12 protein-coding genes are annotated in these 12,963 nt (G+C 65.1%); 5 read left to right on the top strand and 7 right to left on the bottom strand.

Annotated elements, in window-relative coordinates; all coding sequences use genetic code 11:
- Positions 1–12: 12 nt before the first annotated feature.
- On the bottom strand, positions 13–711 hold the full coding sequence (locus tag EBB56_RS05250; RefSeq protein WP_108132455.1) for a response regulator transcription factor: 699 nt from the start codon (positions 709–711) through the stop codon (positions 13–15).
- Positions 712–858: 147 nt separating this feature from the next.
- On the opposite strand from EBB56_RS05250, the gene EBB56_RS05245 reads away from it, so the two are divergent.
- From EBB56_RS05245 to phnX, 3 genes are all read left to right on the top strand, one after another.
- Positions 859–2,379 carry an aldehyde dehydrogenase family protein gene (locus EBB56_RS05245; protein ID WP_124803260.1) on the top strand — a complete coding sequence of 507 codons (1,521 nt, stop codon included), beginning with the start codon at positions 859–861 and terminating at the stop codon, positions 2,377–2,379.
- A gap of 189 nt (positions 2,380–2,568) precedes the next feature.
- Positions 2,569–3,597: an alcohol dehydrogenase AdhP gene (adhP, locus tag EBB56_RS05240; RefSeq protein ID WP_124803258.1), complete on the top strand. Its 1,029-nt coding sequence runs from the start codon at positions 2,569–2,571 to the stop codon at positions 3,595–3,597.
- Positions 3,598–3,745: 148 nt separating this feature from the next.
- Positions 3,746–4,579 (top strand): phosphonoacetaldehyde hydrolase, encoded by an 834-nt coding sequence (gene phnX, locus EBB56_RS05235; protein ID WP_124803256.1) that lies wholly within the window; start codon positions 3,746–3,748, stop codon positions 4,577–4,579.
- 3 nt (positions 4,580–4,582) lie between these two features.
- Here the strand turns inward: phnX and EBB56_RS05230 are convergent, their stop codons facing one another.
- The 3 genes from EBB56_RS05230 to EBB56_RS05220 form a co-directional block, all read right to left on the bottom strand.
- A complete protein-coding gene (locus EBB56_RS05230; RefSeq protein WP_124803254.1) occupies positions 4,583–4,930 on the bottom strand; it encodes a DOPA 4,5-dioxygenase family protein in 348 nt (115 codons plus the stop codon).
- A 176-nt stretch (positions 4,931–5,106) separates the two neighbouring features.
- Entirely contained in the window at positions 5,107–7,152 is a 2,046-nt protein-coding gene (gene betT / locus EBB56_RS05225) for a choline BCCT transporter BetT (protein ID WP_124803252.1), read from the bottom strand.
- 416 nt (positions 7,153–7,568) lie between these two features.
- A complete protein-coding gene (locus EBB56_RS05220; protein ID WP_124803250.1) occupies positions 7,569–8,195 on the bottom strand; it encodes a hypothetical protein in 627 nt (208 codons plus the stop codon).
- Between the two features lie 279 nt (positions 8,196–8,474).
- On the opposite strand from EBB56_RS05220, the gene EBB56_RS05215 reads away from it, so the two are divergent.
- Positions 8,475–9,071 carry a LysE family translocator gene (locus tag EBB56_RS05215; RefSeq protein ID WP_124803248.1) on the top strand — a complete coding sequence of 199 codons (597 nt, stop codon included), beginning with the start codon at positions 8,475–8,477 and terminating at the stop codon, positions 9,069–9,071.
- Between the two features lie 27 nt (positions 9,072–9,098).
- Here the strand turns inward: EBB56_RS05215 and EBB56_RS05210 are convergent, their stop codons facing one another.
- Positions 9,099–10,010 (bottom strand): AraC family transcriptional regulator, encoded by a 912-nt coding sequence (locus tag EBB56_RS05210; protein ID WP_185696392.1) that lies wholly within the window; start codon positions 10,008–10,010, stop codon positions 9,099–9,101.
- Positions 10,011–10,301: 291 nt separating this feature from the next.
- Between EBB56_RS05210 and EBB56_RS05205 the strand changes: the two genes are divergently transcribed.
- Positions 10,302–11,825, top strand: a complete 1,524-nt coding sequence (locus tag EBB56_RS05205) for a DUF3360 family protein (protein ID WP_124803244.1) — start codon at positions 10,302–10,304, stop codon at positions 11,823–11,825.
- Positions 11,826–12,105: 280 nt separating this feature from the next.
- On the opposite strand, the gene EBB56_RS05200 is transcribed toward EBB56_RS05205, so the two are convergent.
- The gene (locus tag EBB56_RS05200) at positions 12,106–12,426 is read right to left on the bottom strand and encodes a DNA-binding transcriptional regulator (protein WP_108132465.1); all 321 of its coding nucleotides are present in this window, start codon (positions 12,424–12,426) and stop codon (positions 12,106–12,108) included.
- Positions 12,407–12,793: a type II toxin-antitoxin system RelE/ParE family toxin gene (locus EBB56_RS05195; RefSeq protein ID WP_124803242.1), complete on the bottom strand. Its 387-nt coding sequence runs from the start codon at positions 12,791–12,793 to the stop codon at positions 12,407–12,409. The genes EBB56_RS05200 and EBB56_RS05195 overlap by 20 nt, the downstream gene beginning before the upstream one ends.
- Between the last annotated feature and the right edge of the window lie 170 nt (positions 12,794–12,963).

Raw genomic sequence — 12,963 nt, 5'->3', positions numbered from 1 at the left:
ACGTTCTGCCTTCTAGCGCGCCCGCCGCCTGGCCAGGCAGGCCAGCAGGGTGGGCTCGTCGGCTGCCAGGATCGCCTGGACGCGGCTGCCGACGCCAAGCTTCTTGAGGATCGCCGAGACGTGGGTCTTGACCGTGGTCTCTGCGATATCGAGCTCGCGGGCGATGACCTTGTTGGAGGCGCCGCGAATCAGCAGGGACAGCACCTCGAGCTGCTTGACCGTCAGTTGCTCGAGTGCGCCGGCATCGGCTGGACCCGTCATCCCCTGTGTCGCCCCCTGCGTCACAGGCGGGGCACTCGAGGCCTCGGCCGGGCGGCGCATGATCTCGGCGGGCAGATAGATCTGGCCGTCGAGGATCTGCTTGATCGCCGCCAGCAGGTCCGGGCGTGGCGTGGACTTCGGCAGGTAGCCGATGGCGCCCAGATCCAGGGCGCCGAGCACCGTGGCGCGCTCGCTTTCGGCCGACAGCACCGCCACCGGCACCGCCGGAAAGGCCCGGCGCAGTTCGCGCAGTCCGTCCAGGGCCGAGGCGTCGGGCAGATTCAAGTCCAGCAGTACCAGGTCGACGTCGTCGTCGGCGTCGAGGGCGCTGGTCAACGCGGCGAAACAGTCCGCCTCGCGCAGCTCGGTGCCGGGCAGGCCCGATTGAATGACCGCGGCAATGGCGTCGCGAAAGAGCGGGTGATCGTCAGCCACCATCAGGCTGTGCATGTCTGGCGTCCCGGTTGTCTGTGTCCTTGGTCGGTCTCCTACCGAAGGAGGAGGCGCTCTCCTGCCAGGGCAGTATGTCGCAAGCCAGGTTCCTGACCAAGACTGGAGTGGCAGACAACTACAACATCCTTTCCAAGGAGACACGCCATGATCTACGCCAACCCCGGACAACCCGACGCCGTGGTCAGCTTCGACGAGCGCTACGGCAACTATATCGGCGGCGAGTTCGTCGCCCCGGTCAAGGGCCAGTACTTCGACAACGTAAGCCCGGTCAACGGCCAGGTGTTCTGCCAGATCCCCCGCTCCAGCGCCGAGGATATCGACAAGGCACTGGACGCCGCCCATGGGGCAGCGCCGGCCTGGGGGCGCACCTCCGCTGGCGAGCGCAGCAATATCCTGTTGAAGATCGCCGAGCGCATCGAGGCCAACCTGGAGGCGCTGGCGGTGGCCGAGTGCTGGGACAACGGCAAGGCGGTGCGCGAGACCCTGAACGCCGATATTCCGCTGGCGGTGGACCACTTCCGCTACTTCGCCGGCTGCATTCGTGCCCAGGAAGGCACCGCCGCCGATATCGACGCCAACACCGTGGCCTATCACTTCCACGAGCCACTCGGCGTCGTCGGCCAGATCATCCCCTGGAACTTTCCGCTGCTGATGGCCACCTGGAAACTCGCGCCTGCGCTGGCCGCCGGCAACTGCGTGGTGCTCAAGCCCGCCGAGCAGACCCCGGCTTCGATCCTCAAGCTGATGGAGGTGATCGGTGACCTGCTGCCTCCCGGCGTGGTCAACGTGGTCAACGGCTTCGGCGCCGAGGCGGGGGAGGCCCTGGCCACCAGCAAGCGCATCGCCAAGATCGCCTTTACCGGTTCCACCCCGGTGGGCTCGCACATCCTCAAGTGCGCTGCCGACAACATCATTCCTTCTACCGTGGAGCTTGGCGGCAAGTCGCCCAACATCTACTTCGCCGACATCATGAACGCCGAGCCGGAGTTCATCGACAAGGCCGCCGAGGGGCTGGTGCTGGCCTTCTTCAACCAGGGTGAGGTGTGCACCTGCCCGTCGCGGGCGCTGATCCAGGAGAGCATCTACGAGCCGTTCATGGCCAAGGTGATGGAGCGGGTCACCACCATCAAGCGTGGCAACCCGCTGGACACCGAGGTGCAAGTCGGCGCCCAGGCCTCCAAGGAGCAGTTCGACAAGATCATGTCCTACATGGACGTGGCCCGGGAGGAAGGCGCCGAGTTCCTGACCGGTGGCAACCAGGCCAAGCTCAATGCCGATCTGGACACCGGCTACTACATCGAGCCGACGCTGCTCAAGGGCAACAACAAGATGCGCGTCTTCCAGGAAGAGATCTTCGGCCCGGTGGTGGCGGTGACGACCTTCAAGGATGAGGAAGAAGCCCTGGCGATTGCCAACGACACCGAATTCGGCCTTGGCGCCGGCGTCTGGAGTCGTGACATCAACGTGGCCTTCCGCATGGGGCGTGGCATCCAGGCCGGTCGCGTATGGACCAACTGCTACCACCAGTATCCCGCCCACGCCGCCTTCGGCGGCTACAAGAAGTCCGGTGTCGGACGCGAGACCCACAAGATGGCACTCGAGCACTACCAGCAGACCAAGAACCTGCTGGTGAGCTACGACACCAACCCCCTCGGTTTTTTCTAAAGGGAGTCGATCCGGGCCCGGTACCGCCGGGCCCGGGAAGCTTCACCCCAGTGGCCTGACGCCGTTTGGCTCTCAGCGCCACGCCCCTTCACCGGGTGTCCCCGGACACCTTTCTCCTCTGTACCGTCCTTCCTTGATAGCGGGCGGATAGAGACCCTTTTTGCCCGGATCAGGGCAAGGAGTATAACAATGCAAAGCACCATGGAAGCCGCCGTCGTTCGTCAGTTCGGTCAGCCCTTGACCATCGAGGAGGTCGAGGTACCGCGTCCTGCCAGGGGCGAGGTACTGGTCAAGATCGCCGCCTCCGGGGTCTGCCATACCGACCTGCACGCCGCCCACGGCGACTGGCCGGTCAAGCCCAACCCGCCATTTATTCCCGGCCATGAAGGCGTCGGCGAGATCGCTGCGGTGGGTGAGGGCGTCAACCATGTCAAGGAAGGCGATCGGGTGGGGATTCCCTGGCTTTACAGCGCCTGTGGCCACTGCGAGCACTGCCTGGGTGGCTGGGAGACCCTGTGCGAGTCCCAGCAGAACACCGGCTACTCGGTCAACGGTGGCTTCGCCGAGTACGCCATCGCCGACGCCGGCTTCGTCGGCCATCTGCCGAGCAACGTCGGCTTCGTCGAGATCGCCCCGGTACTGTGCGCCGGTGTCACCGTCTACAAGGGCCTGAAGATGACCGATACCCGCCCGGGGCAGTGGGTGGTGATCTCTGGCATCGGTGGTCTTGGCCATATGGCGGTGCAGTACGCAGTGGCCATGGGCCTGAACGTGGCGGCGGTGGACGTGGCCGACGACAAGCTGGAGCTGGCACGACGGCTCGGCGCCACGGTCACCGTCAACGCCTTGAAGGAGGACCCGGTGGCGGCGATCAAGCGGGACATCGGCGGCGCCCACGGGGCCCTGGTCACGGCGGTCTCGCCGAAGGCCTTCGAGCAGGCCCAGGGCATGGTCCGGCGTGGTGGCACCATCGCCTTGAACGGCCTGCCGCCGGGAGACTTTCCGTTGCCGATCTTCGATACCGTGCTCAACGGCATCACCGTGCGAGGCTCCATCGTCGGTACCCGTCAGGACCTTCAGGAGGCGCTGGACTTTGCCGGTGAAGGCAAGGTCAAGGCCACCGTCTCCACCGACCGTCTGGCCAATATCAACGACATCTTCGGCCGCATGATCGATGGCAAGATCGAGGGTCGAGTCGTGCTCGATATGCAGGGCTAGGTTGACTGAGCAGCAGCGGTCGATACAGCAGGGCAGCGACACCGGGTGTCGCTGCCCTGTCATCTTGATGTGATGTCCTTGTCATCCTTGCCTACGCTGGTGTCGCGGCACCATCCATGGCATCTCGAACCCGCAAGGAGCCGACCGCATGAGTACCGACCATCACGCCCCTCTGGCCCTGGAGGCCGTCATCTTCGACTGGGCCGGGACCCTGGTCGACTTTGGCTCCTTCGCCCCGACCCAGGTGTTTGTCGAGGTGTTCGCCGAGATCGGTGTGGCCGTAAGCCTCGACGAAGCCCGCGGCCCCATGGGCATGAGCAAGTGGGACCATATCCGCGCCCTGTGCGATCTGCCCGACATCGCCGAGCGTTTTCGCCAGGCCTGTGGCCACTCGCCGAGCGACGAGGACGTCGACGTGCTCTATCGGCGGTTCATGCCGTTGCAGGTGGCCAAGGTGGCCGAGCATTCCGCGCCGATTCCCGGCGCGCGGGAATGTCTCGCGGGGCTGCGGGGCAGAGGACTCAAGATCGGTTCCTGCTCCGGCTATCCCGCCGAGGTGCTGGCGCCGGTGCGCCGTGCGGCTCGCCAGGCGGGGCTCGAGGTGGACCACGCCGTCGCCGGTGACGAGGTGGTGCGCGGGCGACCCGGGCCGGCCCAGGCGCTGGCCAATGTGGTGGCGCTCGGTATCGGCGATGTGGCGGCTTGCGTCAAGGTCGATGATACCGCTCCCGGCATCGAGGAGGGGCGCGCCGCCGGCATGTGGACGGTGGCGGTGACCGATACCGGTAACGCCATGGGGCTGGATCTCGAGGGTTACCAAGCGACCCCGCCGGATGCGCTCGAGCGGCGCCGGCGCCACGTAGCCGAGCGACTGAGCGCCTGTCGCCCCCACTACCTGATCGCAAGCGTCGCCGAGCTTGACGGTGTGCTGGATAAGATCGCGGCTCGGCTCGCCCGGGGCGAGCGGCCCCAGGCCTCGTGAAGGTCAGCTCGGGGAAAAAACGGACAGGTCGAGTTCGTGGCTGCGTCCCAGCCAGATGACGCCCTGGGTATGGTCGAAGAGGTCGTCGTCGGTGCCCAGATGCACGAAGATGTCCAGCTCGCCTCGGTGGATGGCGAGCCAAGGCACGATCTCGCCGAAGGCCTCGGCCGCGAAGGATAGCTGGCAGCTCCAGCGCGGATGCGGCCCCACCGGTTGTTGATGAAAACGCCCCACCTGAACTACAAAGCGCGACTGGCATTGCTCGGCCAGGGTCCTGGCCTGGGCAAGCCCTTCGGCATCGTCGTAGTAGAGGTGGGCGTGGTAGTAGCGAATCTGCTCGACGTCGGGCATGGGACTCTCCTGGGCGCTCTGCTGATGACGTCGACAAGGATCGCGTCCCTGGCGATGCATGGCAATCGCGGTGTCACGCCCGCCTGCCCACCAGCGTTACATACCAAAGCGGCGGCCCTGGGGCCGCCGCTGTCACTTGCTCCGGCGTCGTCGGTGACGACCTTGCCGGGTCACGCTCAGGGTTCCTGGGTCGTGCCCTGGGGTGGCTCGCCGATAAAGCCCGGCATGGCCGGCGTCGGCGTGCCCTGGCGGGCGATGGCCAGGAACTGCAGGTGGCGCTCGTACTCGCCGAGCACGTCATCGATGACCTGACCCCGGGTGTAGCCATTGAGGTTCTGACCCACGCCGCCTTCGGCCAGATGCACGTCCAGGCGCAGGTAGTAGTCATCGTCCGCCGGCAGGAAGCTCGGCGTGCGCATGCGATGGGGGCGGACCTGGTAGACAAAGCTCTGCATCGCCTCGAAGTCCACCTGCAGGGTCAGCCGCGGCAGCGGTTCGCCCTCGATCTGCTCTTCGCTCAGGGTGGCCGACTGGCCGCGACGCTCGAGCTCCTCGACGAACTGTTTCAGGCCCGGGCGCAGGGCGTGCTCCATGGTCGACTCGGCACCGGCGCGGTTGGAGGTGTCCAGCGCCCGATCCAGGCGTTCCTTCCAGTTGCCGCCTTCGCCGCTGGCCGCGACCAGCTTGCGCGCGTCGGCCTTTTCCTTCTCGGTGCGCAGGGCCCGCGCGAGTCCCACCATGATGGCGAACATCACCAGCGAGAACGGCAGGGCGGTGATCACCACCGCGCTTTGCAGGGCGTCGAGGCCGCCGGCCATCAGCAGGGCGATGGTAATCAGGCCGATCACCGCCGCCCAGAAGATGCGCAGGCGGATCGGCGCGTCGTGGTTGACGTCGCGCAGAATCGAGGTGAAGTTGGCCAGCACCAGGGCGCCGGAGTCCGCCGAGGTAACGAAGAACACTACTCCGAGCAGGGTGACCACCGAGGCGGTGACGCCGATGTAGGGGTACTGCTCGAGGAAGGTGTAGATGGTGGTCTGGGGAGTGGCCAGCGCCTGCTCGCCGAGCACCGCCAGGCCGTCATTGGCGACCATGTCGATGCCGGCGTTACCGAAGATCGACATCCACGCCATCATGAAGCCCAGCGGAATCAGGAGGGCGCCAAGGGCGAACTGACGAATGGTGCGCCCGCGCGAGATGCGCGCCAGAAACAGCCCGACGAAGGGCGTCCAGGCGATCCACCAGCCCCAGAAGAAGATGGTCCACCAGCCTTTCCACTGCTGGGCGTCGCTGCCGGCGAAGGCGTAGGTGTCGAAGCTCTTGCCGACGAAGCCACTGAAGTAGTCGCCGACGTTGAGCACCAAGGCGTTGAGCAGCGCCAGGGTGTCACCCTGGAACAGCACGAACAGCAGCAGGGCGGCGGCCAGCAGCATATTGAACTCGGAAAGCCGGCGAATGCCCTTCTCGACGCCGGTGACCACCGAGATGGTCGCCAGGATCACCACCAGCACGATCAACACCACCTGGGTCGACAGGCTTTCGGGTACGCCGAACATGAAGCTCAGGCCGTAGTTGAGCTGGATGACGCCGATACCGAGGCTGGTGGCGATGCCGAACACGGTGGAGATCACCGCGGTGATATCGACGGCATTGCCGATGGGGCCGTAGATGCGCTTGCCCAACAGCGGATAGAGGGCGCTGCGGATGGCCAGCGGCAGGCGATGGCGATAGCTGAAGTAGGCCAGCGCCATGCCCATCAGCACGTACATGCCCCAGCCGGTCAGGCCCCAGTGGAGGAAGGTCTGAGGCACCGCCTGCCTAAGGGCGGCGGCGCTTTCCGGGGCCATGTCCGGGGGCGTCAGGTAGTGCGACAGCGGCTCGGCCACGCAGAAGAACAGAAGGTCGATACCGATGCCTGCGGCGAACAGCATCGAGGCCCAGGACAGCAGCGAGAATTCCGGGCGAGAGTGGTCCGGGCCGAGGCGAATGTTGCCGACCCGGGACAGGCTGATGACCAGCACGAACACCAGATAGGCCACGGCGGCCAGCATGTAGTACCAGCCGAAGGTGTCGTTGACCCAGGCAAGACCGCTGTCGAACAGGGCACCGGCCCGCTCGGTGAAGGTCATGGTGAAGAACAGAAAGACCACGATGCCGGCTACCGCGCCGTGAAAGACGACGGGGTTGAGGCGATCGCGGGAGGCGCTCTCGTGATGTGACATGCACGTGCTCCCTCGAGGATGAAGTGAGACAGAGCCTGCCCGGCGAGGCTATCGCCGTTCTCCACGATGCCGTCCTGGCATCCTGATGCTGCTTCCGTGAGCGTTACGCCATTTTGTTAATTGACCGACCAATTAACAAAATGATGATGGCGGAGTGGCCGAGTCGTGGCTCGGCACCTGTGGGCGGCTCTTGCGAAGGGTCTGGGTGACCCACCGCGGCCAGGGGCGCGCGGTTATTTTATTGATTGAACGTTCAATAAAATACAGAGATGGGGAGCATCTTTCAACCCGAGGGGGAGAAACGGCGGGCAGGGGGCGCACGAAAACGCCATGCCCGAGGCTCGGACATGGCGCGTTGGTATGGGGCTTTCTGGTCCCCCGGAGCGGCGCCTATGGCCGAACCGGTGGCGTCAATATCAGGCCTCGGGGGCGTGATGCTTGTCGGAACCATGAGCGCGGTGCTCACCCGGACCACCGCGCGGGTGGTCGCCGTGGCCCGGCATCATGGTGTGCTTCAGTTCACGCAGCTGGCGCTCGTCGAGGATCTCGGCCAGCTGGTCACGGGTGGAGGACATCAGTTCGCGCCAGGCGTCATGACGGGCTTCGGGGTTCTCGAACTCCTGGGCCTTCAGCGCTTCGGCGCCTTCCTTGAAAGATTCGCGAGCGGCGTTGAAGGCTTCGCGCTCGTCGTCGGACAGCTCCCACTTGTCGACCAGGGCGTTGATGCGCTCCTCGCGCAGCTCGTGGCGGGCACGTTCGAGGGCGGCGACACCGTCTTCACCGAGGATCTCCATGCGCTGCTCGCGGAAATCATCGTTGAGTTCCTTGACCTCCTGACGGTGCTCCATGGCGGCCTGCTTCAGGGCTTCGCGGGTCTCGGCGTCGATGCCGGCGCGGTCAAACAGCTCGGCGCGCATCTCGCCCCCGTCGTGGCGCGGGCCTTCTGGGCGGTCGGGCGAGGCTGTTGCGGTCATGGCGACCGGCAGCAGGGCGGCAGAGACAGCGGCGGACAGCAGGGCCTTGCGGGCAAATGTCATTTTCATGGGTCGACTTCCTTCAGCGTTGATGCCTCGTCACAGGACGTGGCGTTATGGCGGGCGATGCCCTTGTTGACGTGATCCATCTTGACCCTGGCTCGTGCAAGGCTGATGCAGCCAATGTGCAGAGAAGCGGCAAGCGCAGACGAGTTCGTGCAACGCAGGGTTCGAATTTTCGATGGGGGAGTAGAGCAGCGGCCGAGGAGTCGGCGCCGGTGAAATTTTCTTCAATACCGAAGGCCGTCATCGCGTCAGCCTGAAACGCCATCCTGTGAGGCATGTGTGATGACGTTTTCTCTGGAAGAACTGCTGGCGATCTTCGCCTTCTCGCTGGTGGCCTCGATATCGCCGGGCCCGGTCAACCTGCTGATCCTGTCCACCGGAGTGGGTCACGGCTGGCGCCGAGCGATGCCCCTGGTGGTGGGTGCCAGCGGCGGTTTCACCCTGCTGCTGGGCCTGCTTGCGGCGGGGCTCGGGAGTGTCTGGCTGGCGCTGCCCGGGCTTCAGTGGCTGGTGCGGCTGGCGGGCCTGAGCTTTGTGGCCTGGCTGGCCTGGCGCCTGTGGACGGACGCAGGCGACTGGGGCACGGACCAGCGGCGTGAACCGCCGGGTCCCGCCACCGGCGCGCTGATGCAGTGGCTCAACCCCAAGGCCTGGATCGCCTCGCTGGCAGGGTTGGGACTGTTTACGGCGGGACGGGGAAGCGTCGATATCGCGCTGTTCACCCTGGTCTGGGGCAGCGTCTGTCTGGCGAGCGCCATCGGCTGGGCGTGGCTCGGTGGACACGCCCGGGGCTGGCTGTCGTGCGAGGCAAGACGGCGGGTTCTCCAGCGCCTGCTGGCGGCCTTGCTGATTTGCAGCGGCGCGCTGATGCTGCTGTGAGGCAGCTTGCGGCCACCGGTACGACGGTCAGGCGCGCTGCTTAAGGTGCTGAATCTGACCCTTCAACGGGCCTGGCATCTGATCTTGCATATAACCTTGCATCTGATCCTGCATATGACCCTGGATATAGTGCCCCGGGGTGGTGGCCAGCAGCTTCTTGAAGGTGCGCTGCAGGTGCGCCTGGTCGGCGAAACCGCAGTCGTTGGCGACCGCAGCGATGGGATCGCCCCGTCGCAGTCGTTGCCTGGCATGACGCACGCGCAGGTCGATCAGCGCAGCATGGGGGGGGGTGGCATAGTGACGTCGAAAGCCCGAAATCAGGCTGGTGGCGCGGCACTCGGCGGCGGCGCAAAGATCGTCCAGGCGCAGCTCTTGCTGCCAGTCGTCGTGAAGCCGCTCCCAGGCGCGCACCAGTCGCTCGGGAGGCGCGCCATGTTCTGCCTCGCCTTGCGCCGGCAGGTCGAGCAGGCCTGTCAGGCGCTCGGCGAGCCGCTCAAGCACGGTCTCGCGCTCAAGCAGGCTGGCATCCCCATCGGCAAGGGCGTCGGTGGCGACGCGAATGGCATGGTGAAGGTGGGGGTCTTGCGTCGTCAGTGCCGAGAACACCGCGCCGTCGTCGCCGTCGAGGCCGCAGCGCTCGGTCAGCCAGGCGCTGTCCAGGTAGAGCATGTCGTAGCCCCAGTCTCGCTCGCTCAAGGCGTTGCAGGCGTGGACGTCGCCGGGGTTGATCAGCACCACGTCTCCCTGGCGCACCTCGAGGGTACGGTGGCGGTTGAGGAAGCTCGAGTGGCCCTGGACGATCGCGCCCAGCGAGTGGGTGTCGTGGCTGTGGGGTGCGTGGCTGAGCCGGTGCCCGCCCCTGACCCGGCGCGCCTCGACCTGGGGCATCCGCGGGTCGCGCAGGTAGCGGGAAAAGGTGGCAGCGATCCTGGGGGGCATGACGGTCTTCCTGGCAAGACGCCGTGGCTGCGTCGAGGTCTTCACTCTCGTCGATCCTGGGATGCCAGGCAAGAGACGCCTGCGCTGGATCAAGGGAGAGGGGAGTTTGTCAGGCATTTTTGGCGTCGCAACCCTTGGCGAGGCCAAAGCCTGATAGCCGTCAACGAGGCCCGCGGGGGGCATTGTTAAGGTCTGTCATCTTTTTTCAAGGCGCGCTGTCAATTCGACGAACGGTCAGGGGGACTTGGCTCGGCATCGGACAGCAGCGTCACCTCAGACATCGAGATCCACATGACAGACACCGTGACGTCCACCCGGGAGGCCGGCGAGGCTCCCAGCTATCGCGAGATGCACCGCGATGCCAGCGAATTTGCCAGCCGTTCCGACTACCTCGAGCATGAACTCAAGATCATGCGTCCCCGGCGCTATGGTCTTAATCTGATCGGCCGGGACTTCCACTTCGAACTCGAGGACCTGGTACCGGCGATTGCCGGCACCATCGGCATCATCGCCATGTACTCGGCGGTGATGATGTCCTGGGCCAATGGCCTGTCCGCCGCCTGGCCCGATGTCACCCTGGGGCGCGAGTTCGCCATCGCCGTCTCGCGCCTGGAGATGCTGCTGCCGGTCCTGCTGTTCTGCGTGCTGGGCTCAGGTATCTTCAATCCGCGTGCCAACCTGGCCGGCAATCACGGCCCGATGATTCCGCTGATCGCCAGCATGGCCCTGGCTGGTGCCCACCCGCTGGCCCTGGCGCTGTGGATCGGCGCCTTTGGCCTCGGCCTTTCCTGGGTCAAGGGCGGCTCGCGCCTGGTCAACCTGACCTCCCAGGGCACCGCCGGTGGTCTACTGATCTTCCTCGGCTTTTCCGGCGCCATGAGCCAGATCGGTAGCCTCAAGGCGTGGGGCATGGGGCTCGAGGGCCAGATGGGTTACGTCGCCCTGGTGGTGCTAGCGGTCAATATCCTGCTGTACGCCGTGCTGGCGCGGTTGGGCAAGCGCTGGCTGGCGATTCCCGCCTGCGCGGTCACCGGCCTGGTGGTGGCGCTGGCGCTGGGTGCGGGCTTTGATCTCGAGTTCACCACCGAGACCGGCCTGCCGCCGCTCAGCCCGAGCTACTGGTGGGGCAGCACCGACCACGGCTGGATGCTGGGGCTGCCGAACATGCAGCACTTCATCGCCTCGCTGCCGTTCGCGATCCTGGCGGTTGCCATGTGGTCACCGGACTTTCTCGGTCATCGCATCTTCCAGGAGATGAACTATCCCAAGGGGACCGATCGGGTACTGATGGACGTCGACGACACCATGACGATGTGCTCGCTGCGTCAGGTGGTCGGTACCGCCCTCGGCGGTGGCAATATCACCTCGTCCTGGGGCACCTATATGATCCCGGCGGCCATCGCCAAGCGGCCGATTCCCGCCGGCGCCATTTTGCTGGGGCTGTTGACCATCGCCATCGCCATCCTCGGCTTCCCCATGGACGTGGCGGTGTGGCCTCCGGTGATGTGCGTGGCGCTTTTGGTCGGAGTCTTCCTGCCGATGCTCGAGGCCGGCGTGCAAATGATCAAGGAAAGTCGCGACGCCCAGGCCGCCGGCGTTTGTCTGTTCGCCGCGGCGGTCACCAACCCGGTGCTGGCCTGGGCGGTGACCATGCTGCTCGACAACAACGGCTGGATCGGTGATCGCGAACGCGCCACCCGGCTGTCGCTGGCCGACCGTCTGATCATCCCCGCCTCGGTGCTGGGGGTGTGTCTGTTCGCCATGCTGGCGGTGGGCATGTTCGAGGGACAGTACGGGATTCCCGCGCTGTTCTAGATAGGCCGCAAGTGCCATACGCAAGAGGCCGCCCTTGGGCGGCCTCTTGCGTTATCGGTGAGTCGGTCGAGACACTTCGCCGACCGGCTTGCTTGGTGCTGGCAACTGAATCTTCGGGCCTGCCGTCAGTCGAGGCGAAACAGTTAGAAGGGGCTCTCGATTACGGCCATGGCAGCGTGACAGAGGGCACAACGTGATATATGGCGGCCCCCTGAGTACGGTGCTCGATTCGCCTCTCCACGCAAGTGGCCCTTCCACCGGCAGGAATGGAGAGGCGCGCTCAGCAAGCGATGGCCTGAATGCCTTTTTTCTGGATGACTGCCAGTAGCCTCAGCGCGGGCCCTCCTGGACGCTTCACGCCGCGCTCCCAGTCTGAGACCAGGTTCTTGCTGACGTTGAGGTAGCGAGCGAAGACAGACTGAGAAAGATTTTCGCGCTCGCGCAGCGCTCTGATGGCGTCGGGGGAAATCATTTCTACCGTGGTGAGGCAGCTCTCATCGAAGTCGCGCATAGTTTGCTTGTCGACGGCGCCTACCTCGTGCAGAGCTTCCATGGTTTCATGGATCGCCGCCATCGCTTCGCTACGGTATTTCTTCGCCATCGTCTTCCACCTCCAAAAAATACCCCTTATGAATCAACTCGACCAGGTGCTCTTCTGACAGCTCGAGGATGTGTTGGGCGGCCCGTTTGAACGCAACCTTTTCCTCGTCGCTGATATTGCTCTGTTGGCTCTTGGCGAAGCCGTAAACGAAGAAGGCTCGGTGTGCCTGGCGGTAGAGGATGATCGTGCGGTAGCCGCCTGACTTGCCTTGCCCGGGACGAGCCACCCGCTGCTTGATCACGCCTCCGCCCAGGTCAGCATCGATCAAGCCCCGTTCCGCTCGCTGGATAGCGTCGCGCAGCGCGGCGGCGTCAAGTTTCTGTTTTCTGGCGAAGCGTTCAAACCAGGCGTTCTTGAAGATCCTCACCGGCCGTGTCCTTGCCATTCGTAGTGTACTACATAGTGTGACATCATGCGGCCCGCAGCAACTGTCCTGCCTGCAGCAGGGCGTTGCAGGGCAGTGTCTCCTTTTCGATGCATAAGACGCGGGGCATCAAGCAGATAAAGAGAAAGGCAGAGCGGCCGGGCGATGTCCAG

This window comes from Halomonas sp. YLB-10 (genome assembly GCF_003856855.1).
GTDB lineage: Bacteria > Pseudomonadota > Gammaproteobacteria > Pseudomonadales > Halomonadaceae > Halomonas > Halomonas litopenaei.
This window is presented reverse-complemented; position numbering and strand designations above follow the sequence as displayed.